The sequence below is a fragment of the Poseidonibacter lekithochrous genome (assembly GCF_018861145.1).
Classification (GTDB): Bacteria; Campylobacterota; Campylobacteria; order Campylobacterales; family Arcobacteraceae; genus Poseidonibacter; species Poseidonibacter lekithochrous_A.
In genome coordinates this window covers 166,072-192,443 of record NZ_JAHKQT010000003.1, presented here as the reverse complement: position 1 = coordinate 192,443, position 26,372 = coordinate 166,072, and the positions used below count along the sequence as shown (strand labels likewise).

The following is a 26,372-nucleotide window of genomic DNA, read 5'->3' as shown; positions in this document are numbered from 1 at the left end:
TGTACAATCCTAAAACAATATTAATAAATAGGATATGAAATGTCAACAGAATTAGTTCTTGCATCTGTTATTTTTGTTACGATTGGTTTCATTTTAGTAGGTGTATTCGTACTTACAAGGTTTATAGGACCAAAAAATGAACTAGCTCAAATGAAAAATACAGTTTATGAAAGTGGTGTTTCAAACCCTGTAGGAAATACAAATATTAGATTTTCAATTAAATTTTATTTAGTTGCAATTTTATTTGTTCTATTTGATGTAGAAATAATTTTTATGTTTCCTTGGGCTGTAAATATTAAAGAACTAGGATATCTAGGGCTTTTTGAGATGTTCATGTTTATGGGACTATTATTTTCAGGATTAATTTATATCTATAAGAAAAAGGCATTATCATGGGATTAGGAGCTGAAGCTGCATTAGGTGATTCAATAGTTACAACAAAACTTGATCACGCAATAAACTGGGGTCGTTCTTACTCTTTATGGCCTATGGTATTTGGAACTGCATGTTGTGGAATTGAGTTTATGAGTGTTGCTGGAGCTAAATACGATTTATCAAGATTCGGAGCAGAAGTTGTAAGATTTTCTCCTAGACAAGCTGACTTACTAATTGTGGCTGGAACAATTTCATACAAGCAAGCGCCAATTTTAAAGAAAATTTATGAACAAATGTGTGAACCTAAATGGGTTATTTCAATGGGTGCATGTGCTTGTTCTGGTGGTTTTTATGATAACTATACAACTGTTCAAGGAATTGATCAAATTATTCCAGTAGATGAATATGTAGCAGGTTGTCCTCCACGTCCTGAAGCTGTTCTTGATGCAATTATGAGAATTCAAGAAAAAGCAAATGATGAATCAATTATAAAAGATAGAGTAAAAGAGTATAAAGGATTCCTAGATGCTTAAATGCGATATGTTAATTGACTCAAATGAAATTAAATCTATAATATTAAAATTAAAAAATGAAGACAAATATTCAATTCTTTTAGATATTACAGTTATTGATTATTTAAAACATCAAGATGTAACTCCATCAAGATTTGCAGTTGTATATATATTAAGAGATGCAACTTTTAAAAAGCAAATTAGTATTAAATCTTATATAGATGATAATACTTTAACAGTTGATACATTAAGTGATATTTACAAATCAGCAAATTGGGCTGAAAGAGAAGCTTACGACCAATATGGTATTAACTTTAATGGTCATCCAAATTTAAAAAGACTTTTAAATCATCATCAATTTATAGGACATCCTTTAAGAAAAGATTATGAAATTACAAAAGGTCAAATCTGTACTGAAACTGAAGATTTAATGGATGAAATGAATCCTTTATTAAAACAAAAAGGTTATTCAGCAGAAGAAGTTAACGATTTAATGATGTTAAATGTTGGACCTTCTCATCCTGCTTCACATGGTACTATTAGAAACTTTGTAGCAATGGAAGGTGAAACTATCACAGCCTGTGTTACTGAAATTGGATACTTACATAGAGGTTTTGAAAAATCTTGCGAAAACCATACTTATTCACAAGTGATACCATACACAGATAGATTAAACTACTGTTCAGCAATTTTAAATAATATTGGATATTCAAAAGCTGTCGAAGAAATGTTAAATATAGATATAACAGCACGGGCCAAATCAATTAGAGTGATAATTGGAGAATTAAGTAGAATTATTGATCATCTTGTTTGTAATGCAGCAAATATGGTTGATTTAGGTGGACTTACAAACTTCTGGTACTTATTCGCTCCAAGAGATACAGCTTATGATTTATTATCAAAATTAACAGGCGCACGACTTACTAATACTTACACAAGAATTGGTGGTTTAGAGTTTGATTTATATGATGGTTTTGCTGAAGATTTAGAAAATGTATTAAAAGAAGTTGAAACTGCTTGTTCTGATGCATTAAGTTTAATTGCACATAATAGAATTTTTCACGATAGAACACAAGATGTTGGAGTAATTAAATCTGACTTTGCCTTAAATGCAGGGATATCAGGAGTAAATTTAAGATCAACTGGTGTTGCACATGACTTAAGAAAAGACAAACCTTACTATGGTTATGAAAACTATAACTTTGATGTTGTAGTAGGTTCTCATGGGGATGTTTATGACAGAATGATGTGCAGATTTGAAGAAATGGTACAAAGTACAAAAATTATTAGACAAGCGATGAAAGAATTACCAGATGGTCCGATAAATGTTGATGCTCCTGGAATTTTATTACCATCTAAAAAAGATGTATATGGAAATATTGAAGGTTTAATGAATCAATTTAAACTTACATTTGAAGGTATTAAAGTACCTAAAGGTGAATATTATTCTTCTATTGAAGCTGGAAATGGAGAACTTGGTTTCTTTATTGTAAGTAATGGAGAAGGAAGACCTTATAAAGTAAAATGTAGACCACCTTGTTTTTACTCACTTGGTGCTTATTCTAATATAGTTGAAGGTGGAATGCTAGCAGATGCAGTTGTAACAATGGCTAGTATGAACTTTATTGCTGGGGAGTTTGATAGATAATGAAAACATTTGTATTTACTAAAGAAAATGAAGAGAAATTTCAAGAACAACTAAAGAAATATCCTAATTCAGATGCAATGATGTTACCTTGTTTATGGCTAGTTCAAGAACAAGAAAACTGGATATCACCAGAAGCTATGATATTTATTGCAAATAAATTAAAAAAAACTCCAATTCAAGTATATGAAGTTGCAACTTTTTATACTATGTTTAATTTAAAACCAATTGGTACTTATCATATTGAAGTATGTAAAACATTATCTTGTATGTTAATGGGTGCTAATGACTTAATTAAATTCATGAAAGATACTGTTGGAATTGAACCAGGTCAAACAAGTGAAGATGGAAAGTTTCATTTAAGTGCAGTTGAGTGCTTAGGTGCTTGTGGTGGTGCTCCAATGTTTGCAATTAATGGTGAATATAAAGAAAATCAAAGTGTAGAATCATTAAAAAAACTTGTAGAAGGGTGTAAATAATGGTAGTTAAAGTTGTAAGCAAAAAGTTTGATATTCCTGACTATCATAAATTAGAAGTAGCACAAAAAAATGGTGCTTACTCTTCTATAGAAAAACTATTTACTATGAGTCCTGATGAAGTTACAGATGAAGTTGTAAAATCAGGATTAAGAGGAAAAGGTGGTGGTGGAGCTGCTTGTGGACCTAAATGGAAACTTATGCCAAAAGATGATCCACGACCTGCATATTTAATCGTAAATGGCGATGAATCAGAACCTGGAACTTTTAAAGATAGACAAATTTTTCAATATGATCCACACTTATTAATTGAAGGAATTATTTGTTCTTCGTATGCAATAAATGCACATCATGCATATATTTACATAAGAGGTGAATATAAATTTTTCTCAGATAGAGTAGATGAAGCAATACAAGAAGCCTATAAAGCTGGAATTATTGGTGATACTGTTATGGGACATGATTATAAATTAGAAATAACTGTTCATAGAGGTGCTGGAGCATATATTTGTGGAGAAAAATCTGCACTTATTGAATCTTTAGAAGGTAAAAGAGGACATCCAAGACTTAAACCACATGGTAAAGAGTGTGAGTGGTTCTTTGGAAATCCTGCAACTGTTAACAATGTTGAAACGATTGCAACTGTACCTTTTATTATTGAAAATGGATATGAAGCTTATACTGCTTATGGAACAGAAAAATCACCTGGAACAATGTTATTTGCAATGAGCGGGCCTGTTAAAAACCCAGGAGTTTATGAATTAGCATTTGGAAACAAAATGATTGACTTCTTAAATGAAGTTGGTGGTGGTATGAGAGATGGTAAAAAATTAAAAGCGATAATTCCAGGAGGATCTTCGTGTCCTATTCTAACAGCAAAAGAAGTTGAATCTGCTGTATTAGATTATGAATCTATGTGGGATATTGGTTCAACTTTAGGAACTGGAGGAATGATTGTAATTGATGAAGATACATGTATGGTAGAAGCTGCAAAAAACTTAATTGAGTTTTACCATCATGAATCTTGTGGGCAATGTACTCCTTGTAGAGAGGGATGTGGATGGATAGATGATATCCTTGCAAAAATTTTACAAGGAGAGGGTTCAAAAAAAGATATTGACACTATACTTGATGTATGCGTGTCATTGAATGGTAAAACAATTTGTGTATTTGCACCAGCTGTTAAAGATATCATTCAAAGCATGGTGCAAAAATTCCCACAAGAATTTGAAGCATACTTTAGAAATTAAATTTTATATTAGGAGAAATAAATGGCAAAAAATACTTTTACACTAACAGATAATAGAAACGGTAATTCATATGAATATAATGTACTTGATGGAACAAGAGGACCAAGTGTTGTAGATATTTCTACATTTTATAAAGATTCAGGAATGTTTACTTATGATCCAGGTTATACATCAACTGCATCTTGTGATTCAAAAATCACTTTTATTGATGGAGAAAATTCTGAATTAAGATATAGAGGTTATGATATTGCTGACTTAGCAGGAAAGCACTCTTTCTTAGATGTTTGTTATTTACTTATGAGAGGTTCTTTACCAACAGAAGAAGCTTCAAAAAATTTCGATTTAGAAATTAGACATAGATCATTTTTAAATGAAGGTTTAATTAGAATTTTTGATGCATTACCAGATGGAGCACATCCAATGGCAACTATGGGTGCTGCAACAATGGCACTTGCAGCATTTTATAAAGATCACTTAAACTTAGAAGATGATAAAGAATTTAAAATAATGAGAAGAAGAATTGTTGCTAAAATGCCAACAATTGCAGCAATGGCATATAGAAATTCAATTGGTACTCCATTAATTTATCCAGATGTAAATAGATATTTTACAGAAAACTTCTTATATATGTTAAGAGCCTATCCAGGTGGTTCTATGAAAAGACTAAAAGATGGAACAAATGAAGAAATTAAACAAATTGAAGTAGATGCACTAGATGCAATCTTTACTTTACATGCAGATCATGAACAAAATGCCTCTACAACAACAGTAAGAAATGTAGGTTCTACAGAAGCTCACCCTTATGTTGCAATTTCTTCAGGTATCGCAGCTTTATGGGGATCAGCTCATGGTGGTGCAAATGAAAAAGTAATGGATCAATTAAGAATGATTGGTGATATTAAAAATGTACCTTCATTTATTGCAAAAGCAAAAGATAGAAATGATCCATTTAGACTTATGGGATTTGGACATAGAGTATATAAAAATAGAGATCCAAGAGCTGAATGTTTAAAAGGATTACAAGATAAATTAAGAGAAGAATTAAATCTAGATTCAAAATTACTAGATATTGCAGCAGCAGTTGAACAAGCAGCTTTAAATGATGATTACTTTAAAGAAAGAGGTTTATATCCAAATATTGATTTCTATTCGGGTGTTATCTTAACAGCACTTAAAATTCCAGTTGAAATGTTTACACCAATTTTCGTAATCGGTAGAACTCCAGGTTGGATTGCACAATGGTCTGAATTAAAACAAGATCCTAAACATAAAATTGCAAGACCTAGACAATTATATACAGGTAACTAAGAATAAAAACAAACAAGTGTAAGGGGTAAAATAGATGAGTGAAATGGTAGAAATAACAGTCAATGGCGCACAAATGGAGGCTTCTAAAGGAAGTCTTCTAATTGATAAATTATTAGATGAAAATATTCATATTCCTCATTTTTGTTACCATCAAGCACTTGGAAAAGATGGAAACTGTAGAATGTGTATGGTTGAAATTGAAGGTCAAAAAAGGCCTCAGATTGCCTGTGATACACCAATTAAAGATGGTATGATTATAAGAACTAAGGGTGAAAATATCGAAAAAGTAAGACGAGATATTTTAGAACTTGAACTAATAAATCATCCAATTGATTGTCCTACATGTGACCAAGCTGGAGAGTGTAAATTACAAGATTATTATATGGAATCTGGTTTTTATGACTCAAGAGTAAATACAGATACAAAAGTCAATGCAAGGAAAAGAGTTGATTTAGGCTCTAATGTAATGCTTGACCAAGAAAGATGTGTACTTTGTACAAGATGTGTAAGATTTTGTTCAGATATTACTAAAACTAATGAATTAGGTGTAATTAATAGAGCAAATCATTCAGTTATTGGGACATTTCCAGGGAAACCTTTAGCTAATCCATATGCAATGAATGTTGTGGATATTTGTCCTGTAGGTGCACTAACTAGTAAAAACTTCAGATTTAAACAAAGAGTTTGGTTTTTAGAAACTTTTGATGCCATTTGTAATGGTTGTTCAAAAGGATGTAATATTTATGTTGATCATAGGAAAGAGAAATATAAAGATGACCAAATATTTAGATTTAGACCAAGAAGAAATGATGCTGTAAATGGTTTTTTTATGTGTGATGAAGGAAGACTATCATATGAAAATGAAGCTAATAATAGATTTACAACTCCTTTATTAAATAATGCTCAAACAGAAATAAGTAACACAATTACAAATATGTTTAAAGAGTTAACAACTCAAAAAGATATTTTATTTGTATTAAGTCCAAATCTTTCTATAGAAGAAATGCAAAATGTAAATAATCTAGCAAAAAAATTAGAAGCAAAGGTTTCTGGGTATTCACCTGATACATTTGATGAAGATTTTAAAGATGATTATTTAAAAACAAATGATAGAACAGCAAATAGAGCTGCATTTAAAGAATTAGATATAAATGAAGAAGAAAAATATTTTAAAGATAATTTAAATACTTCAAGTTTAATAATTATTATAGATAATAAATACTTTGATGAAAAACTAGAATTATTGAAAGACAAAAAAGTAATTTCACTTTTCAGTCATAATTGTAAAACAATAGAAAATTCAGATATAGCTATCCCCATTTCATCATTTTATGAAAAATCAGGAACATATATAAATATAACTGGGACAAAACAAAAAGTGATTTCAAAGATTAATAAAAATAATCCAATGGAATCAATAACAACTATTATTGAACATTTAAAATCAATGATTGAAAAAGGAATGCTATGAGTAGTGCAATTGTAATAGCTGTAAATATAGCTCTTGCTGCATTTTTAGCAGTTGGTCTTACTCCTGTTTTTGTATGGTGGGAAAGACGTGTATCTGGATTTATGCAAGATAGAAGTGGACCTAATAGATGTGGGATAGGTCCAATTAGATTAGGTGGATTAATTCAAAGTTTTGCAGATATGTTAAAACTTGTATTTAAAGAAGATTTTACTCCTTCACATATTAAATATAAATTCTTTTTTACAATTGCTCCTGTAATTGTATTTTTCTGTTCTTTTTTAACTTTTGCAACTATTCCTTTTGCAGATAATTTAGTAATTGATGGAAAAGAATTTATTATGTCAGCAATTCCAAATGAACTTGGAATTATGTGGTTTTTAGCTTTTGCTGGACTTTCAATTTATGGAATTATTTTAGGTGGTTATTCATCAAATAGTAAATATGGTTTATTAGGTTCAATTAGAGCAGCAGCCCAAGTTATTTCATATGAAGCAGCTATGGCATTAGCAATTATTTCTATGCTTTTATCTTATGGTTCTATACACTTAACGGATATTGTAAATGCGCAAGCAGGAACATACCTAGGTGTTATTCCAATGTGGGGTATTTTTATACAACCAATTGCATCAATTATATTTATAGTATGTGCTTTTGCTGAAACAAATAGAGCTCCATTTGATATAGCAGAAGGTGAATCTGAAATTGTAGCAGGTTATCATACTGAGTATTCAGCTATGAGATTTGGACTTTTCCAAGTAGGTGAATATGCGGCAATGAGTGCAAGTGCGGCAATTATTGTAACACTTATATTTGGTGGTTATCAAATTCCTTGGATAGATACTCCAACTGTTCAAAACAATATAAATTATATTATGATGGCAGTTATTATTCTTTTGCCTATTAAGGTATTTTTCTTAACAAGATGGATGAAAAAGAATAATCGATCAAAAAATAGTAAAGATAAATCAAGAGATTTAGAAACGAAAATTCTTACAATTGTATTCTGGTCAATTTCATTAATTGTTATTACATTATTAGCAATTTTCTTAAGTGTTGGATTAGGAACAAATGGTGTAAATATTGCAACTGCAGTATTACAAATTGGTACATTCTTAGTTAAATTCTTTTTAATGGCATTTGTGTTTATTTGGATTAGATGGACAGTATTAAGATTTAGATATGATCAATTACAAATGCTAGGGTGGAAAGTATTATTACCATTAGCATTATTAAACATTGTTGTAACAGCTACATTTATTGTAGTTCAAGGGAGTTAAGATGGGAATTAAAGTAGTACCAAGATACGGTAAATCATTTAAAGACAAATTATATCTTCCAGCGATAATAGGTGGAATGAAAACAACTCTTAGCCATTTTACAAAGAATTTAAAAGATGTAGATCAATTAAAAACTATGCAATATCCAGAAGTTCAACCAACAGATTTAAATGAAAGGTACAGAGGGGTTCATAGACTTACAAAATGGGAAGATGAAACAGAAAAATGTGTTGCATGTTATATGTGTGCAACTGCATGTCCTGCTGATTGTATTTTCATTGAAGCAGAAGAACGATTTGATGAGCATGATGAAAAAAGACCAAAAGAGTTTAAAATAGATCTACTTGAATGTGTTTTTTGTGGATATTGTGTTGAAGCTTGTCCTTGTGATGCAATTAGAATGGATACAGGAATTTTTTCTTTTACAGGTGGAACACGAGAAGAATTTGTATTAGATAAAAAAGCTCTAATGGCAAATGAAAGATCAAAGGATTTAAATGATGGCTGATATTATTTTTATGGCACTTGCATTTTTAGCAATTTCTGGTGCAATTGCAATGATTGTGTATGCAAATCCTATGTATAGTGCACTTGGAGTTTTAATTTCAATGCTTAGCGTAGCAGGTATGTTCGCACTTCTAAATGCAACATTTTTATTCTTAGTTCAAATAATAGTTTACGCAGGTGCAATTATGACACTTATACTTTTTATTTTGATGTTCTTAAATATAAAAGAAGAGGATTTACCAAAAGAGCCTAGAAAATTTCAGTTAATTGCTCTGGGTGCAGTTATTATGATTCCTTTAAATATTTTAATTTTAAAAGCAGTAGCAAAATTACCAGCAAAAGATTTTTCTATTTCCCAAACAAATTTTGGAGATATAAAACCAATCGGTATGCAACTATATAACAACTGGCTATTAGCTTTTGAGTTAATATCAATTTTACTTTTAGTAGCTCTTATTGGTGCAGTTGTGCTTGCAAAAAAAAGAACCTCTAAAATTAAAAATGTAGGAGAAGAATCATGATTTCATTAACATCTTATGCATTTGTAGCAATGATGCTTTTTTCTATTGGAGCAATAGGGGTAATAGCAAGAAGAAATATATTTGTTATTTACATGTCAATTGAAATGATGTTAAATGGAATAAACTTATTTCTAGTTACTTTTGCAAGATATCATTTTAATATGGACCCACAAGTAATCACTGTAATGGTTATAGCAATAGCTGCAGCGGAAGCTGCAATTTTTCTTTCAGTAATTATTCTTTTATACCGATCAAGAAAATCACTTGATACTGATATCTTTAATACATTAAAACAAGGAGAAAAATCATGAATACAAACTTGTTAGTTTGGATTATATTAGCTCCTTTAATTGGTGCTATATTAAATGCAGGATTTTATTTCTATCATATAAAGAAAGAAAAAGTTTCTGATTTAACATTTGCATTAATAGGAACGGGAACTCCTTTAATATCTTTTTTAATTACTCTTAGTCTATTTTTAAGAATGAATGATGAAAGTATTACGTTTAAACAAGATTTATTTACTTGGTTAGATATTGATAAATTACATATTGGAATGTCTTTATTAGGAGATAATTTATCAATATTTATGTCAATGTTTGTAACTTTTGTAGGTTGGTTAATTCATATTTATGCAATTGGATATATGAGAGGTGATAATGGATTTGGTAAGTTCTTTGCTTACTTTAATTTATTCTTAGCTTCAATGCTAATTTTAGTACTAGCAGATAATCCAATTATTCTTTTCATTGGATGGGAAGGTGTTGGTGTTTGTTCTTATTTACTAATTAAGTTCTACTATGGAAAAGCTGAAAATGTAATTGCTGCAAATAAAGCCTTTATTGTAAATAGAGTTGGAGATTTTGGATTTATTTTAGGAGTTGTAACTTTATTCTTTGCACTTGGTGAAGTTGATTTATCATTTTCTTCATTGGAAGCAAATATAGCAAATGCTAATAGTGAGTTATTAGTATTATCGGGAGTTTTACTATTTATTGGTGCTATGGGTAAATCAGCTCAAATTCCATTATATGTATGGCTTCCAGATGCAATGGCAGGTCCTACACCAATTTCTGCACTTATTCACGCAGCTACTATGGTAACAGCAGGTGTTTATATGGTTGCAAGATTTCATTTCCTTTATTCGGGAATAGAAGAAATTGGTTTATTAATAGCATATATTGGTGCATTTTCTGCCCTACTTGCTGCAATTATCGCAACAAGACAAACTGATATTAAAAAAATACTTGCATACTCAACAATGAGTCAATTAGGTTATATGTTTATAGCTGTTGGTCTTGGGTTTTATTCAACTGGACTTTTCCATGTATTTACACATGCTTTCTTTAAAGCAATGTTATTTATGGGAGCTGGTGGAGTTATCTTAGCCGTTCATCATAGACAAAATATCTTTGATATTGCTAAACATAGAGCACATACGCCTATTATAAAATTTACATTCTTAATTGGTGTGATTGCAATTTCAGGAGTTCCATTCTTTTCTGGTTTCTTCTCAAAAGATGCAATATTAGCAGCCGCTTTCCAAGAGGGTGAATACTTAATTTGGGGGATTGCACTATTCACAGCATTTTTAACTGCATTTTATATGTTTAGATTATATTTTATTGTTTTTGTAGCTCCTACAAAACATGATGTAAAATATGAATATACATCTAGAACTATTACTTTCCCTTTATTGTTATTAGCAATAGGGGCAGTTGCCGCTGGATATTTAAATTTACCAGCTGTTTTAGGTGGGGAGCATTTAGTTGATACATGGTTAGTTCAATTAAAATCAACTTCAATACATATGAGTCACTTAACAGAATGGATTTTAATGATTCTTTCAGTTGCAGTTGCTGCTTCTGGTATTTTTGTAGCTTACAAGAAATATGCTAAGTTTGATATCTATCATCCAGAAGAAGAAACTGGTCTAATTGGTAAAAGATTTTATATTGATGAATTGTATGATTATTTATTTGTACAGTCTACAAAAAAAGTATCAACTTTTATTGATAAAGTAATAGATGAAAAAATTATTGATGGCTTTATTATGAATTCTTCAAATAGTTTTGTAAACATTGGTAAAAAAGTTTCTTTAACTCAAAATGCAAATGTTAGATTTTATGCAGCCTTTATGCTTGTTGGAATGACATGCATATTTATTTATTTATATATTAAGTTAGGATTATAGTATGAGCCCAGATATACTTTCATTTATAATATTTTTACCTGCTCTTGTTGCTTTTGCTTTAATGATTACAACTAAAGATGTAAATACTATTAGAAATATCGCTTTTTTAACAACAACTGTTATATTAGCACTTGTTCTGAAAATCTATATTGAGTTTATTCCAAGTGATGGTATGCAGTTTGTTACAAATGTACCTTGGATTGAAACATATGGAATTAATTATTATGTAGGATTAGATGGTTTTTCTTTAACAATTTTAATGATGATTGCAATTTTAATTCCAACTTCTTACCTTTTATTATGGGAAGGTCGAACTAAAGGATATTGGTTAAATATGCTATTGGTTCAAACAGGAGTTACAGGAACTTTACTGTCTTTAGATATTGTATTATTCTATTTTTTCTGGGAAGTTATGCTTTTACCTGTATTTCTTATGATTGGTTCATATGGATTTGGGAAAAAAGTTTTTACAACTATCAAAGTAACTGTTTATACAATGGTAGGTTCGCTGCTTATGTTCGTAGCAATTTTGTATTTAGGTGTTGCATATCATAATGAGTTTGGAGTATGGTCATTTGCTTATAATGAATTAATGAGAATTACTACAATTGAATACTCAACTAAAGTATGGTTATTTTTAGGATTTCTAGCAGCCTTTGCTATTAAAATTCCTATTTTTCCATTGCATACTTGGATTATGGAAACATATAAAAACGCTCCAACGGGCGCTGTTTTTCTTTTATCATCGATAATGGCAAAACTTGGTGTTTACGCAATTGTCAGATTTATGATTCCAATTTTTCCAGAAGTATACATTGAATTCTCAATGTACTTTGTAGCTATTGGGTTATTTGGTCTTATTTATTTTGGAATTGCTGCACTTATGCAAGATGATATTAAAAGAATGTTTGCATATTCATCAGCCTCACATTTAAGTTTTATAGCAGCTGGTATTTTCTCACTAAATGAATATGGAATAAATGGTGCTCTATATTTAATCATAGCACATGCAATTGCAACTGGAGCACTGTTTTTATTAGTTGGATTAATACATGAAGAAACAGGGTTTAAAAGTATCAAAGATTTAGGAGGAATAGCAAAACAAGCTCCTATTTTAACTTTTATATTTGCAATTATGTTATTTGCGAATGTTGGTCTTCCTGGAACAAATGGTTTTGTATCTGAGTTACTAATTATTTTTGGTATTTATGAATTTAATCATACTTTAGGATATATCTCTGCAATTACAGTTGTAGTAGGTGCTTCATATATGTTGTGGATGTTTCAAAGAGCTATACTACAAGATAGACCAGAAGGTTCACCGACACTAATTATGAGAGATTTAAAAATAAAAGAGATTATTGGGCTTGCTCCTTGGGTATTTTTAGTATTCTTAATGGGTATTTATCCTGAAATATTTATAGATAAATTTGAGCCAACAGTTACTCATTATTTAAATGACATTTTACATATTGGAGCTTCAAAATGAGTGAATTTATATATTTAATTCCTGCAATTACTATATTAGTTGGAGCTTTAACTCTGATGTTTATGAGTATGTATGAAAGATATAGCGTTAAAAATTTTATTACAGTTTCATGTATTTTTCTTTTTATTGCACTTGGTTTTTCATCATTACACTTTACTGATTTATATTCAGTTCAACCATATAATGATTTAGTAAATAATGTATTAATATTTGATACATTTTCAAACTTTTTTAATATATTACTAATTCTTGGAACTATATTAACACTTCTAATTGGTGAGCATTATTTCCAACATAGATCATATTTTAAAGGTGAGTTTTTCTCAATTTTGCTATTTGCACTATTTGGAATGATGTTATTATCCCATACAAATGAATTGATTACTGCATATATAGCACTTGAAATTGCATCTTTTTCTGTTTATATTATGGTGGGTGTTAATACTGAAGATTCTAAAAGAGTTGAAGCAATATTCAAGTACTTAGTATTAGGTTCATTTATTGGAGCCTTTTATTTACTTGGTGTGGTACTAGTTTATGGAGCAGCTGCGACTACAAACTTAAGTGAATTAGGTGTATACATATCAACTCACTCTGGTGATGATATGATATTAGTTTATATAGGTTTGACATTAATTCTATTTACCTTCCTATTTAAAATTGCAGCATTTCCATTTCAATCGTGGGTTCTTGATGTTTATAGAGGAGCGCCTATGGTTATTACAGCCTATATGGCCTCAACTTTTAAAATTGCGATTTTCTCATTTTTCATGAGAGCATTTTTACAAGACTTAGCACCTATTATTGACTTTTGGGATACGATTATATCAGTAATTATTGTCTTGACTCTTGTATTTGGTACATGGTTAGCAGTAAGTCAAAATATTGTAAAAAGAATGTTAGCAGCTTCTTCAATAGTCCATACAGGATATCTTTTACTAGCATTTATCGCCCTTTCATATAAAGATGGTCAAATCTTAAATATAGATTCTGCATATGCAACAATGTTCTATTTAATTGCATATTTACTATCAGCACTTGGAGCTTTTGGATTAGCTTCTCATGTTATTTCAGAAACAAATGTTAGAGTTACATATGATGATTTTAAAGGTTTAGCACATGAAAGACCTTTCTTGGCTGCAATGATGACAATATTCCTTTTCTCTCTTGCAGGAATTCCATCAACAATTGGTTTTATTGGTAAATTTTACGTATTTACAGAAGCTATAAATGCAGGATACATATCACTTGCTGTTTTAGCAATTATTGCAACAATTGTTTCAGTTTATTACTATTTTAAATTAATTGCTGTTATGTATTTCTACCCTGCACCACTTACTTGCAGTATAGAAGGATTTAATGATAAAAGAGTTTCAACTTATGCAATTGCATTTGTTGCAATTTTAACAATATTAGGTGGAGTTGGATCTGCAATTGTATTCTTTATTCCAATATTAAATATAGATACATTGATTGCTTTAAGTCAAACAGCTGTTCAATCTTTATTTATAAAATAGAATGTGTTAATTAGTAACACAATACTTTCTAAACACTTCAACTGTACAATCAAAAATTGTACATTATAAAAGCCCATATAATGGGCCTTTATTACTATCCTTATGATAATTAATTATACAATTGTACATTTATAATACATAGAAAAATAAACAAAACTGAAGTACCTTTTCGCTATTATTACGCTATTATAAAATAAATTTTGTCACTGGAAAGGATTGAATATGAGTAACCTTATAGAAGGCTATTTAGGTAAAACAGTTGAGGGGAAGAAAAGTAGACTACCTGCTAAACTTGACTATTTACAAAGTGTTACAGGTGGATTTTTAGCATTATTCATGTGGGCACATATGTTACTAGTATCTTCGATATTAATATCTGAAGAATTCATGTATACAATTACAAAGCTATTAGAAGCTAGCTTTATTATTGATGGGGGGAGTCCTATTTTAGTAAGTATTACAGCTTTTGTAATCTTTGTAATCTTTATTGCGCATGCGGGATTAGGTATGAGAAAATTACCTGGTAACTTTAAGCAGTTCCAAGTAATGAGAGCACACTCTAAAAATATGGATCATGATGATACTAAACTTTGGTTTACTCAAGCAGGAACTGGTTTTACTATGTTCTTCTTAGGTTCAGTGCATTTATATATTATCATGACAAATTCAGATGCAATTGGTCCTTATGCATCAGCAGATAGAATCTGGTCTGAATGGATGTGGCCTTTATATATTCTTTTATTAATTGCAGTTGAATTACATGGAACTATTGGTCTTTACAGATTATGTGTTAAATGGGGATGGTTTGATGGTGAAAATCCAAAAGCTACTAGAATTGCACTTAAAAAAGTTAAATGGGCATTAACTATATTCTTCTTAACATTAGGTTTCTTATCATTAGCAGCTTATATGAAAATAGGTTATGATCATGCAAAAGCAGGAAAAGTTGGTGAAAGATTTGTGCCAACAGCAAAAGTTATGGAATATAAAATAACAAATAAAACTATTGGAGGAATCGCATAATGAAAATTAATTACTGTGATGCACTAGTAATTGGTGGAGGACTTGCAGGTTTAAGAGCTGCAGTTGCTGCACAAAAAAAAGGTTTAAATACAGTAGTATTATCACTTGTACCAGTTAAAAGATCTCACTCTGCAGCTGCTCAAGGTGGAATGCAAGCATCTTTAGGAAACTCTAAGATGTCTGATGGTGATAATGAAGATATGCACTTTGCTGATACTGTAAAAGGTTCAGATTGGGGATGTGATCAAGAAGTTGCAAGAATGTTTGTACACACTGCACCAAAAGCAATTAGAGAATTAGCTGGTTGGGGTGTTCCTTGGACTAGAGTTAGAGAAGGTTCAAGAGAAGCTGTTATTAATGCTAAAAAAACAACAATTACTGAAGATGCTGATAGACATGGTTTAATTATGTCTAGAGACTTTGGTGGTACTAAAAAATGGAGAACATGTTACACTGCTGATGCAACGGGACATACTATGTTATTTGGTGTTGCTAATGAAGCGTTAAAACATGATGTTGATATTAGAGATAGAAAAGAAGCATTATCATTAATTCATGAAAATGAAAGATGTTATGGAGCAATTGTAAGAGATTTAATTACTGGTGAATTAGAAGCATATGTTGCTAAGGGAACATGTATTGCAACTGGTGGATATGGTAGAGTATTTAAACAAACTACAAATGCTGTAATTTGTGAAGGTATTGGTGCAGCTATTGCACTTGAAACAGGAATTGCTACTTTAGGTAATATGGAAGCTGTTCAATTTCACCCAACTCCAATTGTACCATCAGGTATTTTATTAACTGAAGGATGTCGTGGTGATGGTGGAATCTTAAGAGATGTTGATGGTCATAGATTTATGCCAGATTACGAACCAGAAAAGAAAGAATTAGCATCTAGAGATGTTGTTTCTAGAAGAATGATTGAACATATTAGAAATGGTAAAGGTGTGCCTTCTCCATATGGTGATCACATTTGGTTAGATATTTCTATTTTAGGTAGAGAACATATTGAAAAGAACTTAAGAGATGTTCAAGAGATTTGTCAAATTTTTAATGGAATTGATCCAGCAGATGAAGGTAAAAAAGGTTGGGCGCCAGTTCTTCCTATGCAACATTACTCTATGGGTGGAATTAGAACTAAACCTACAGGTGAATCACAAAAATTAAATGGTTTATTTGTTTGTGGTGAAGCATCTTGTTGGGATATGCATGGATTTAATAGACTTGGTGGAAACTCAGTATCAGAAACAGTAGTTGCTGGTATGATTGTTGGAAACTATTTCGCAGACTATTGTATTGAAAATGATGTAGTAATTGGAACAAAAACTGTTCAAAAATTCATGGACGAACAAGATAAGTATATTGACCAAATTTTAGCTTATGAAGGACCTGAAGATATTTTTAGAATTAAAAATAGAATGCAGAACCTAATGGATGAAAAAGTTGGAATTTTTAGAGATGGTAAAAGATTAGCAGAAGCGGTTAATGAACTTGAAGAACTATTAAAGAAAACTAAACATATTAATGTTAAATCTAAAGAAAGAGTTGGAAATCCTGAACTTGAAGAAGCTTATAGAGTTCCAAGAATGCTTAAAATTGCACTTTGTGTAGCCAAAGGTGCAAGAGAGAGAACGGAATCTAGAGGTGCTCACTATAGAGAAGATTACTTAAAAAGAGATGATGCAAACTGGTTAAACAGAACATTAACTTCTTGGCCAAATCCAAGTGATACACTTCCTACAATAACATATGAAGAATTAGATATTATGACTATGGAAATGCCACCAGCATTTAGAGGTTATGGGGCTAAGGGTATGATTATTGAAAATGAATTATCAGAAAAAAGACAAGCTGTAGTTGACGAAGTAACTGAAAAAATGCAAGCTGAGGGTAAAGATAGACATGAAATCCAAGATGCGTTAATGCCATTTGATTTACCAATGAACTATAGAGAAAAAAATGAAAGAGTAGGAGACTTATAATGAGTATTGAAAAAGGTAGAGAAATAACAATATCTGTTCTTAAATTTAATCCACGATCTAAGGTTTCTAAACCTCACTTCGTTGATTATAAATTAGAAGAGACTCCAGGGATGACTCTTTTTATTGCATTAATGAAAATTAGAGAAGAGTATGATCCAGATTTATCATTTGACTTCGTTTGTCGTGCAGGGATTTGTGGTTCTTGTGGAATGGTAGTAAATGGTAAACCAGCACTTGCATGTAGAACATTAATCGCAAATTATCCTACAGGAAATTTACAATTAATGCCAATGCCTGCATTTGAGCTTATCAAAGATTTATCAGTTAATACTGGTAAATGGATGGATGCAATGTCTAAAAGGGTTGAATCTTGGATTGTTGATAATGGTGAAGAGAATGATATTACTAAACTTGAAGAGAAAGTTGATCCAGATGTAGCTGATGCAACTTTTGAACTTGATAGATGTATCGAATGTGGTATTTGTGTTGCTTCTTGTGGTACAAAACTTATGAGACCAGATTTTGTTGGACCTGTTGGACTTAACAGAGTTGCAAGATTTGAGGTAGATCCTCATGATAAAAGAACTGCTGAAGATTTCTATGAATTAATTGGTGATGATGATGGAATCTTTGGTTGTATGTCTTTATTAGCTTGTGAAGACCATTGTCCAAAACACTTACCATTACAAAATAAAATTGCTTACTTACGAAGAAAATTAGTAGCATTAAGATAATTACGAAAGAGGATTTCCCTCTTCGTACTTTCATTAATAAAATGTATAAAAAGTTAAGTATCAATAGTTTTGATATTTAACTTTTTGTATTTTAGGGAGATATAATGAGCTTAGCTAATGACTACTTTTTACTTTATCATGGAATCACATTTGAACAAAACTTAGATGTTGAAGAAATTGATACAAACATAACAAATGATTTATATTCTATTTATGCTTTAATATTAAGTACAACTAGAAAAAATTGTGATAAATACTTACCATTGACATCATTTAAAACATATTGCCAACAATTAAATGTAAAAACACCTTCTAATATTAGTGAATTAAATCACTTACAACATAATATTGTTGAAAATATTGCAAAAACTAAATCAAAAGACTATATTGATACTTTACATGAATCTTTTAATTATCTTAAGAAATCAGAGATAGTAAATAGTGATGATTTCCAAAAACTATCTTCACTATTTGATCATAAAGAACTAGATATAAATAATGAAGATTTAGATTTAGATGTAAAAAATATGGATAATAAAAAATTATCATTTAAAGAATTAAAACCAATATTAGAAGATATTGTCGAAGAGATTAAATCTTTAACAAAAAATGAAATGACACTAAATGAATTATGTGAAACAAAAGATTATCTAAATAACCAAAAGTTCTCTATTGGAATTACTGGTGTTATGAATGCTGGAAAATCTACTATGCTTAATGCTTTAATGGGAAAAGAGATTTTAGGAAGTGCTGTAGTTCCAGAAACTGCAAACTTAACAGTTGTAAAACATAATACTCAAGAAAAAGCAAAAGTATTTTATTGGAATACTCAAGAATGGGGAAAAATTGAAACTGCTGCTTTAGAGCTTGAATCAATGAGAGATTATGTAAATGAAACGATTGAGATATTTGGCGATGAACTAAACTCATATATTCAAAAAGAATCAAGATTTGATGAAGTTGATATAAATGACCTTTCATTATATACATCTGCAGAAGCTGAGGGTAAAAGATGTAATCTTGTGAAATATGTGGAATTAGGTTCAAATCTAGACTTTTTATCAGATGGTATTGAAATAGTTGATACACCAGGTCTAGATGATCCAGTTATTCAAAGAGAAGAAATCACTAAAGAATATATTTCTCAATGTGATATGATGCTTCATCTAATGAATGTATCTCAAAGTGCTACATTAAAAGATGTTGAGTTTATAATTGATGCCCTACTTTATCAAAATATTTCTAAACTTTTAGTGGTAATTACAAGAGCAGATACTGTATCAAAAGAGCAGTTAGAAGAAGTAATATCTTATACAAAATCATCAATTGAAAAACAACTAAAAGCTCAAAATAAAGATTCACAACTTGATTATATTTTAAAAACAATAAAGTTTATACCAATCTCGGGGAAAATGGCTTTATTACATAGAACAGGAAAAGAACAAGAAGCTTTAGATGCAGGATTCACGTTAGAAGACACTGGTATTTTAGAGATTGAAAACTATTTAAATGAAACACTTTTTGGTTCTAGCTCACAAAAGGGTGAAATAATCATCCAATCTGCAAAAACTCAACTTTTAAAAACATTAGAAAAAAAGAACTTATCTTTAAACTATGAATTAAAACTTTTATCTAAATCAAAAGAAGAGTTAGAAACAGAGTTAACAGAGTTTGAAAAAAAGAAAGTAGTAAATAAAAGAATCTTTGATGCTATGAATGAAGATATTGTTTATTATAAAAAAGATGCAAAAAACTATATAGACTCACTAGAAACATTTTTGGAAAGTGAATTGGTTGATCTTCAAACTGTTATAAAACAAAGAGTAATTTCAGATGTAAGATATAGTTTTGAAAAAACAAAGAAAAAACCTGAAAGTTCAAGAATTAAAGTAATTGTTGAAACTGCAATCAAAGATGGAATTATTGATGTTATAAGAGATTATAGATATAAATTTATTGTAAAATCTCAAAGTATTGGTGAGCAATGTGAGCAAAAATATCAAGATTTTGGTTTTGTATTAGGTCATAAAAATGACAATTTTGATGCAAGAGGATTTTTTCAAGATGATTTTAAATCAGGATTTTTAACTTCTAATAATGAAATTCTAATTTCTCAAATTACAGGAGCTGTCTCTAAATCAAAAGCTTCTAAATTAAATGAACTAGATAGAGAAATAGAGAATTTTATAAAAGGTCAATTTGAAGCAATAGAAGAAAATATAAAAACAAAAGCAAATAAAATCTCAAACTATTTAGTTGAAACATTTTTTGAAACATTAAATGCTCCATTAAATAGAGTTAAACAAAAACTTCAAGATGAAGAAAATATTTTACAAAATCAAATAAAATCCTTTGAAGATAATGATAAAAATAGAGCAAATTTATCTATAGAAATACATAAAAAAATAAAGAATTTAGATCAAATTTCTTCTAATATTAAAGGACTAAAATAATGAGTGCAAATTTAAAAATATTAGATAGTTTTATTAATGAGTTTAAAGATACTTATAAAGAAATTGAAATAATTTATGATGAGGGATTAATAGGAGATATAAAGAAAATTCAAGATCAACTTTTATCACAAAAATTCTTTCCATCTAAACAATTAGAAAGTATTTTACAAAAGCAAATTAGACGTGCAAGATTTCCAATGGAAGTTGCAATTACAGGACAATTTTCAGCAGGTAAATCAACATTTTTAAATGCCCTACTTTCAAAAAATATTCTTCCAACTGGAATTACACCAGTTACTTCTAAAGTAAACTTTATTAGCTATGGAGAAGAGTATAAACTTAAAATTACTTACTATTCAGGGGCTCAAGAATATGCTCCAATAGAAGCAATATCAGACTTCACCGATCAAAGACAAGAAGATATGAAAGATATTAAATATCTAACTCTATATGCGCCTATGGATATTTTAAAAGAAATATCTTTTGTAGATACTCCAGGACTTAACTCACAATCACAAAGTGATACAGATACTACTAGAAGTGTTTTAAGAGATGTTGGTGGAATTATTTGGCTAACACTTATTGATAATGCAGGAAAGCAGTCAGAAGCAAAAGTTCTTGAAGAATATATGCAACTTTTTAAAGATAAATCTTTATGTGTTTTAAATCAAAAAGATAAGTTTTCTCAAGAACAAGTAGAAACAACTACAAAATATGTTTCAGATAAATTTGGTAAATATTTTGCACAAGTAACTCCAATATCAGCAAAAATGGCGCTTGATGCAAGAGCTTTACAAAAAAACGTACTTATTGAAGATTCAGTTGATGCAATTTTAAAAGATTTCAAAAAAGATTTAAATACAAATTTAAATGCAAATACTTTAAATTTCTTTGAAGAAAAATATGATAATTTCCAAAATAAATTAAAAGAAATACACAATTCAGATACCTCTTCAAATTTAAAATTATTAGAAGAATCAAATATTCAAGAAGTACTAGATTTTATTGAAAATGAAATGAGACCAAAAGCTGCAGAATCAAAAGAGTATGCAATTAAAAAAGATTTAAAAGGTATCTGTGATATTTTAATAAAAGAATATAAAACAATTATTGGAGTATATGATGCTTTAGCTAATGTTTTAAAATCTTGTGAAGAGAAAGTACTTAAACAATTTGATGAAATCCATAGTAAACACTCTAAAGAGTTATTTACTATTTATAATTCCCTTGAAAGTATTATGGAAAAAGTTGCAAATGAGACTTATAAAAATATACAAAGAAGACCTGCATTTAGATTTGAAGAGTCATCAGGAGGTTTTTTAAAATCTGAAAAAATTCAAAAAATTAAATTTGAAACATACTGGATAAATGCAGATAATATTTATAAAAACTTATTTTATGATGATCAAACTATTGATAAAATGTTTAAAAGATCAATCAAACTACTTAAAAATGTAGAGTTAAACACAGATGAAGCTTTTAGAGAAGTTTACCGACATATAAAAACAGAAGTGAGAAAATGGCAAGAGCCTTATGAACTTATTAAAAAAAATAGAGAAATTGCCTCTGATGCTGAGTTTTCAAACACAAGACACTTCGCAGCAAAAGTATATGAAAATGTACTAAGATCCTATCATAGAGCAATTTTAGAAAATATTTCAGCTTTAAGAAAAAAGTTTGCTTATTTTAATGGAGCATTATCTTATTCATATATTCAAACAACACAAGCAACTATTGCTTACTTTGAAGAACAAATTAAAGAATCTGAAGAGTTATACAAAAAAGAACCAACAAGATTTGCAATTCAACACCCAAGAGAAGATGAAATACTTGCAAAATTAAAAGCAAATTTTGGGTTTGATAAAATTGAGGATTTTTTAACTTCAAGAAGAAATTATTTATTTAAAATTGCAAAATACTCAAAAGATCAATATTTAGATATAAATGAAGATAGAATCAGTTTTGTTAAGTCAAAAGAAGCAGAATATATTCAAAAAATAAAAGACCTAGAAAAAATAAAAGAAGAAGTTTAAAATTTGAGGTATCTTCTTTTTTTATCGATATTTTTAAGCTTAAGCTTAAGCTTAAAGGCTCAAGAATCAAAACTTGATCTAAAGTTTTTTGGAACTTTAGGTGCAGTTTATAATGATAATAATAAGTATAAATTTACAAAAGGTCCTCATAGTAAAGATGGTTCCTCAAAAAAAATAAATGCTTATGTAGATAGTATACTTGGATCTCAACTAAGTTATAAATTTAATGATAATTTATCTTTAATAACTCAAGGGATAATAAGAAAAGATGATTTTGGAGATATTAAACCCTCTATAGATTGGAGTTATTTAAAATATGATTCTAATGAAAATTTTATCTTTAAAATAGGTCGAATTAAACTACCCTATTATAAAAATTCTAATAATAATAATATTGGCTATTCTAAACTAATGATTAGAGAAGCAATTGAAGTATATGGACAAATGCCATTTAATATATATAATGGTGTAGAATTTATTTATTCTAATTTAATTAATAAATATTTCTATACTCTGCAAGGAAGTTATGGTCAAGAAGATTTTAATATTCCAATACAAACTCTAAATCAAGAGTTTAAGAATAAAATAAAAGACTTAAAAGCAATAAACTTCACTTTTGGAAATGATATAATTGAAGCTAGAGCCTCATATTTACATGGAAAGATATCAACAAAAAACAAATTTATTGATAATATCTTTTCCTCATTAAAAGGTAAAAAAAATCTAATTACACTAGCAAATAAATATGAAATGAAAGATAAAAATGCTGAATATTTTGGATTAGGATTATTTATAGATTATCATAATTTCATTTTCTCTAGTGAATATGGAAAAAGAAAAGTTGATTCCTTTTATTTAGGTACTTCAGGCTTTTATACAACATTAGGATATAGATTTGGAGCTTTAATACCATATTTTACATATGCAAAAATCAAAATGGATGAGAATACAACTATAAATACTGAAGATCATAGATTAAATTATTTGATAGAAATTCAAAATGTTGCGCAAGATACAAAAACTTTAGGATTTAAATATCATATAAATCAAAATATTGATTTTAAATTTGAGTATCAAAGAATTAGACCTAAAGGTACAAATGGAGGTTTTAATCTAAATGCTACTGGTGATTATGAAAATTCAAACTCTAATATCTACTCATTTGCAATAGATTTTATTTTTTAAGAATTTAATTATGAAATTAATACTATTTTTATTTATTTTTACATCAATAATACAAGCAAAAATTGTAATAGTAACAAATAAAAATTCAGATATTAGTAGTTTATCTAAAGAATCCATCAAGTATTTATATTTAGCAAAAGTAAATAAAATCAATAACATTAAAATTAAACCTTTACTATCAAAAAATAAAGAGTTACATAAAAGATTTATTAATAATATTATTGATAAAGATATTCTTCAATATAGTAGTTATTGGGCTAGACTAGTTTTTACAGGAAGAGAACCAATACCTAGAAGATTAAGTAGTGAAGAAATAAAACAAAAACTTAATGAAAAAAATACAATAATTTATATTGACAAAAAAAATATTAATAAAAATTGGAAAATAATATATGAAAAATAAAACTATGAGCTTCTTGAAAAAATTTGCTAAGTATTATAATTCTTTATCCATACTTAAAAAATTTCTAATACCTTCAATGACTGGTTTTATGTTTTTTCTACTTTTTTATATATATATTTTATCCAATACAACATATATGAAAAAAACGATTTATCAAATCAACAAAGAATCTATTCCAATTTATGAAACTATTTATAATAATGAGTTTTTATTACAAAAGATTTCTTTTGAACTTCATAGTGCTGTTGTTGCGAAAGAATTAGATTGGGTAAAAAAAACGAATCCATATGCAAAAGAAATTCAAAGAAGTTTGCAAAACCTTAAACATACTACTTTTAAAAATAGAATAATAGAAATAGAAAAAGCATTTAATGAATATTATATTGAAGCTAGTGATTTATCTGATGATTTGATTGAAGATAATAATAATTATGACTATATACATATCAAAACGCTTTTAGTTGTAAGTAAATACAATAAAATTTTAGAACTTTTTCAAAGTACAAGAGAAATAATTAAAAATGATATCAAAAATGATATTTCATCAATCTCATCAACATCAAGTAGAGTTTTATTTGAGAGTAGTTATGCTTTTATTTTATGGCTATTATTATCATCCTTAGGTCTTTATTATATTTACAAAGATATGAGTTCAAGAATAAAACAAATTGTTGAAGAGGCTGAAAGTATTTCGCAAGGAAAAGCAAACTTCCACAAAAGATTATCTTCTATTTCCTCAGATGAACTAGGATTAATTGTAAATTCTATTAACACTTTTATTTCAAAGTTAGAAAAGAATCATGAAGAATTAGATATAGCAAAAAATGATATTAAACGTTTTATTGCAGATACTATACATCAAATAAGAACTCCTTTATCTAGTATTCTTATGAATGCAGAAATGATAAGGCACTTGCAAAAAGATGATTCCTTAACATCTTATATAGACTCAATTGATGCCTCTATAAACATGTTATCAAATTCATATGAAGATTTATCATATATAACTTCTTATGATTCTATCAAATATAATCCTAATCTTTTATCTTTAAGTGAAATGCTAGAAAAAAGAATTGAGTTTTTTCAAACTGTTTGTAAAATGAATTTAAAAGAAGTAGAAGCAAATATTGATACAAATATTTATGCTTATATAAATATTGTAGAATGTGAAAGAATAATTGATAATAATATAGCAAATGCTATTAAATATGCACAAATAGAAAAGCCTATTTATATTAATTTATTTAAATCAAGACATAGTGATAAAATCATTTTAGAATTTAAAAGTTTTGCAAAAGAAATAAAAGACAAAAATAAAATATTTGAAAAAAACTATAGAGAAGAAGAATCAAAAAGAGGTTTAGGCTTAGGTTTAAATATTGTAAAAAATATATGTGATAAATATGATATTTCATATAAAGCAACATATAAAGACAATCAAAATATTTTTACTTACACTTTTAATAAGATACAAAATGATAGGATTAATTTAAAGTGAAATTAAAGTACATACAACACTATCCACAAGAAATACAAAACCAAATACAAGCCTTAATAGACAAAGAAAAGCTAGGTGATTATTTAAGAAATAAATACCCAAAGAAACATGAGATTAAAACTGATAAAGCTTTATACTCATATGTAATGAATCTTAAAAATGAATATTTTAAAAAATCTCAAGTTTCAAAAGTTATGTATGATGGAAAAATAAACGTAATCAGCAACGCTCTTGGAATGCATACAATTATTTCAAGAGTTCAAGGAAATAAACTAAAATCTAAAAATGAAATAAGAGTTGCCTCTATGTTTAAAAATGCACCAGAAAAATTTTTAGAAATGATTATAGTTCATGAATTATCTCATTTTAAAGAAAAAGAGCATAATAAAGCTTTTTATAATTTATGTACATTTATTCAAGAAGATTATCATCAAGTAGAGTTTGATTTAAGAGTTTATTTAATTCACTTAGATTTATATGGAAAGTTATATTAACTTTCCATATTTTTTAGACTTT

At 28.7% G+C, this 26,372-nt stretch carries 23 protein-coding genes; all 23 read left to right on the top strand.

Annotation, left to right across the window (positions count from 1 at the left end):
* Nucleotides 1-39 precede the first annotated feature (39 nt).
* Nucleotides 40-402, top strand: a complete 363-nt coding sequence (locus tag KO488_RS01800) for an NADH-quinone oxidoreductase subunit A (protein ID WP_216057073.1) — start codon at nt 40-42, stop codon at nt 400-402.
* Nucleotides 393-908 carry an NADH-quinone oxidoreductase subunit B gene (locus KO488_RS01795; RefSeq protein WP_216057072.1) on the top strand — a complete coding sequence of 172 codons (516 nt, stop codon included), beginning with the start codon at nt 393-395 and terminating at the stop codon, nt 906-908. The genes KO488_RS01800 and KO488_RS01795 overlap by 10 nt, the downstream gene beginning before the upstream one ends.
* Nucleotides 901-2,535 carry an NADH-quinone oxidoreductase subunit D gene (locus tag KO488_RS01790; RefSeq protein WP_216057071.1) on the top strand — a complete coding sequence of 545 codons (1,635 nt, stop codon included), beginning with the start codon at nt 901-903 and terminating at the stop codon, nt 2,533-2,535. Before KO488_RS01795 ends, KO488_RS01790 begins: the two co-directional genes overlap by 8 nt.
* Nucleotides 2,535-3,011: an NADH-quinone oxidoreductase subunit NuoE gene (gene nuoE / locus KO488_RS01785; RefSeq protein ID WP_216057070.1), complete on the top strand. Its 477-nt coding sequence runs from the start codon at nt 2,535-2,537 to the stop codon at nt 3,009-3,011. The genes KO488_RS01790 and nuoE overlap by 1 nt, the downstream gene beginning before the upstream one ends.
* Nucleotides 3,011-4,258, top strand: a complete 1,248-nt coding sequence (gene nuoF / locus KO488_RS01780) for an NADH-quinone oxidoreductase subunit NuoF (protein ID WP_216057069.1) — start codon at nt 3,011-3,013, stop codon at nt 4,256-4,258. Before nuoE ends, nuoF begins: the two co-directional genes overlap by 1 nt.
* A 21-nt stretch (nt 4,259-4,279) precedes the next feature.
* A complete protein-coding gene (locus KO488_RS01775) occupies nt 4,280-5,566 on the top strand; it encodes a citrate synthase (RefSeq protein ID WP_216057068.1) in 1,287 nt (428 codons plus the stop codon).
* Between the two features lie 34 nt (nt 5,567-5,600).
* Complete coding sequence (locus tag KO488_RS01770; protein ID WP_216057067.1) at nt 5,601-7,037, top strand: 2Fe-2S iron-sulfur cluster-binding protein; 1,437 nt, start codon at nt 5,601-5,603, stop codon at nt 7,035-7,037.
* The gene (locus KO488_RS01765) at nt 7,034-8,314 is read left to right on the top strand and encodes a complex I subunit 1/NuoH family protein (RefSeq protein ID WP_216057066.1); all 1,281 of its coding nucleotides are present in this window, start codon (nt 7,034-7,036) and stop codon (nt 8,312-8,314) included. The genes KO488_RS01770 and KO488_RS01765 overlap by 4 nt, the downstream gene beginning before the upstream one ends.
* A 1-nt stretch (nt 8,315) precedes the next feature.
* A complete protein-coding gene (locus tag KO488_RS01760) occupies nt 8,316-8,822 on the top strand; it encodes a NuoI/complex I 23 kDa subunit family protein (protein WP_216057065.1) in 507 nt (168 codons plus the stop codon).
* On the top strand, nt 8,812-9,342 hold the full coding sequence (locus KO488_RS01755; protein WP_228318955.1) for an NADH-quinone oxidoreductase subunit J: 531 nt from the start codon (nt 8,812-8,814) through the stop codon (nt 9,340-9,342). The genes KO488_RS01760 and KO488_RS01755 overlap by 11 nt, the downstream gene beginning before the upstream one ends.
* Entirely contained in the window at nt 9,339-9,653 is a 315-nt protein-coding gene (gene nuoK / locus KO488_RS01750; RefSeq protein WP_216057064.1) for an NADH-quinone oxidoreductase subunit NuoK, read from the top strand. Before KO488_RS01755 ends, nuoK begins: the two co-directional genes overlap by 4 nt.
* Complete coding sequence (nuoL, locus tag KO488_RS01745) at nt 9,650-11,536, top strand: NADH-quinone oxidoreductase subunit L (protein ID WP_216057063.1); 1,887 nt, start codon at nt 9,650-9,652, stop codon at nt 11,534-11,536. The genes nuoK and nuoL overlap by 4 nt, the downstream gene beginning before the upstream one ends.
* A 1-nt stretch (nt 11,537) precedes the next feature.
* Nucleotides 11,538-13,025, top strand: coding sequence for a complex I subunit 4 family protein (locus tag KO488_RS01740; protein ID WP_216057062.1), 1,488 nt, complete (start codon nt 11,538-11,540; stop codon nt 13,023-13,025).
* Nucleotides 13,022-14,542, top strand: a complete 1,521-nt coding sequence (locus KO488_RS01735) for an NADH-quinone oxidoreductase subunit N (protein WP_216057061.1) — start codon at nt 13,022-13,024, stop codon at nt 14,540-14,542. Before KO488_RS01740 ends, KO488_RS01735 begins: the two co-directional genes overlap by 4 nt.
* A 222-nt stretch (nt 14,543-14,764) precedes the next feature.
* Nucleotides 14,765-15,565: a fumarate reductase cytochrome b subunit gene (locus tag KO488_RS01730; RefSeq protein WP_216057060.1), complete on the top strand. Its 801-nt coding sequence runs from the start codon at nt 14,765-14,767 to the stop codon at nt 15,563-15,565.
* A complete protein-coding gene (locus KO488_RS01725; protein ID WP_216057059.1) occupies nt 15,565-17,550 on the top strand; it encodes a fumarate reductase flavoprotein subunit in 1,986 nt (661 codons plus the stop codon). Before KO488_RS01730 ends, KO488_RS01725 begins: the two co-directional genes overlap by 1 nt.
* Nucleotides 17,550-18,284 (top strand): fumarate reductase iron-sulfur subunit, encoded by a 735-nt coding sequence (locus KO488_RS01720; protein ID WP_216057058.1) that lies wholly within the window; start codon nt 17,550-17,552, stop codon nt 18,282-18,284. The genes KO488_RS01725 and KO488_RS01720 overlap by 1 nt, the downstream gene beginning before the upstream one ends.
* 104 nt (nt 18,285-18,388) lie before the next feature.
* On the top strand, nt 18,389-20,737 hold the full coding sequence (locus KO488_RS01715; protein ID WP_216057057.1) for a dynamin family protein: 2,349 nt from the start codon (nt 18,389-18,391) through the stop codon (nt 20,735-20,737).
* A complete protein-coding gene (locus KO488_RS01710) occupies nt 20,737-22,770 on the top strand; it encodes a dynamin family protein (protein ID WP_216057056.1) in 2,034 nt (677 codons plus the stop codon). Before KO488_RS01715 ends, KO488_RS01710 begins: the two co-directional genes overlap by 1 nt.
* Before the next feature lie 3 nt (nt 22,771-22,773).
* Entirely contained in the window at nt 22,774-23,955 is a 1,182-nt protein-coding gene (locus KO488_RS01705) for a hypothetical protein (protein WP_216057055.1), read from the top strand.
* 10 nt (nt 23,956-23,965) lie between these two features.
* Nucleotides 23,966-24,358: a hypothetical protein gene (locus tag KO488_RS01700; protein WP_216057054.1), complete on the top strand. Its 393-nt coding sequence runs from the start codon at nt 23,966-23,968 to the stop codon at nt 24,356-24,358.
* A 136-nt stretch (nt 24,359-24,494) separates the two neighbouring features.
* Nucleotides 24,495-25,856, top strand: coding sequence for a sensor histidine kinase (locus KO488_RS01695; RefSeq protein WP_216057053.1), 1,362 nt, complete (start codon nt 24,495-24,497; stop codon nt 25,854-25,856).
* Nucleotides 25,853-26,350, top strand: a complete 498-nt coding sequence (locus KO488_RS01690; protein WP_303571958.1) for a YgjP-like metallopeptidase domain-containing protein — start codon at nt 25,853-25,855, stop codon at nt 26,348-26,350. The genes KO488_RS01695 and KO488_RS01690 overlap by 4 nt, the downstream gene beginning before the upstream one ends.
* The last annotated feature ends 22 nt before the right edge of the window (nt 26,351-26,372 follow it).

Bases quoted from the DNA above. Each gene is read 5' to 3' on its own strand.
- KO488_RS01735 (WP_216057061.1), top strand. From the start codon at position 13,022: ATGAGTGAATTTATATATTTAATTCCTGCAATTACTATATTAGTTGGA.
- KO488_RS01760 (WP_216057065.1), top strand. From the start codon at position 8,316: ATGGGAATTAAAGTAGTACCAAGATACGGTAAATCATTTAAAGACAAA.
- nuoE (WP_216057070.1), top strand. From the start codon at position 2,535: ATGAAAACATTTGTATTTACTAAAGAAAATGAAGAGAAATTTCAAGAA.
- KO488_RS01740 (WP_216057062.1), top strand. From the start codon at position 11,538: ATGAGCCCAGATATACTTTCATTTATAATATTTTTACCTGCTCTTGTT.
- nuoK (WP_216057064.1), top strand. From the start codon at position 9,339: ATGATTTCATTAACATCTTATGCATTTGTAGCAATGATGCTTTTTTCT.
- KO488_RS01770 (WP_216057067.1), top strand. From the start codon at position 5,601: ATGAGTGAAATGGTAGAAATAACAGTCAATGGCGCACAAATGGAGGCT.
- KO488_RS01715 (WP_216057057.1), top strand. From the start codon at position 18,389: ATGAGCTTAGCTAATGACTACTTTTTACTTTATCATGGAATCACATTT.
- nuoF (WP_216057069.1), top strand. From the start codon at position 3,011: ATGGTAGTTAAAGTTGTAAGCAAAAAGTTTGATATTCCTGACTATCAT.
- KO488_RS01775 (WP_216057068.1), top strand. From the start codon at position 4,280: ATGGCAAAAAATACTTTTACACTAACAGATAATAGAAACGGTAATTCA.
- KO488_RS01695 (WP_216057053.1), top strand. From the start codon at position 24,495: ATGAAAAAAACGATTTATCAAATCAACAAAGAATCTATTCCAATTTAT.
- KO488_RS01730 (WP_216057060.1), top strand. From the start codon at position 14,765: ATGAGTAACCTTATAGAAGGCTATTTAGGTAAAACAGTTGAGGGGAAG.
- KO488_RS01725 (WP_216057059.1), top strand. From the start codon at position 15,565: ATGAAAATTAATTACTGTGATGCACTAGTAATTGGTGGAGGACTTGCA.
- nuoL (WP_216057063.1), top strand. From the start codon at position 9,650: ATGAATACAAACTTGTTAGTTTGGATTATATTAGCTCCTTTAATTGGT.
- KO488_RS01795 (WP_216057072.1), top strand. From the start codon at position 393: ATGGGATTAGGAGCTGAAGCTGCATTAGGTGATTCAATAGTTACAACA.
- KO488_RS01710 (WP_216057056.1), top strand. From the start codon at position 20,737: ATGAGTGCAAATTTAAAAATATTAGATAGTTTTATTAATGAGTTTAAA.
- KO488_RS01700 (WP_216057054.1), top strand. From the start codon at position 23,966: ATGAAATTAATACTATTTTTATTTATTTTTACATCAATAATACAAGCA.
- KO488_RS01755 (WP_228318955.1), top strand. From the start codon at position 8,812: ATGATGGCTGATATTATTTTTATGGCACTTGCATTTTTAGCAATTTCT.
- KO488_RS01765 (WP_216057066.1), top strand. From the start codon at position 7,034: ATGAGTAGTGCAATTGTAATAGCTGTAAATATAGCTCTTGCTGCATTT.
- KO488_RS01800 (WP_216057073.1), top strand. From the start codon at position 40: ATGTCAACAGAATTAGTTCTTGCATCTGTTATTTTTGTTACGATTGGT.
- KO488_RS01790 (WP_216057071.1), top strand. From the start codon at position 901: ATGCTTAAATGCGATATGTTAATTGACTCAAATGAAATTAAATCTATA.
- KO488_RS01720 (WP_216057058.1), top strand. From the start codon at position 17,550: ATGAGTATTGAAAAAGGTAGAGAAATAACAATATCTGTTCTTAAATTT.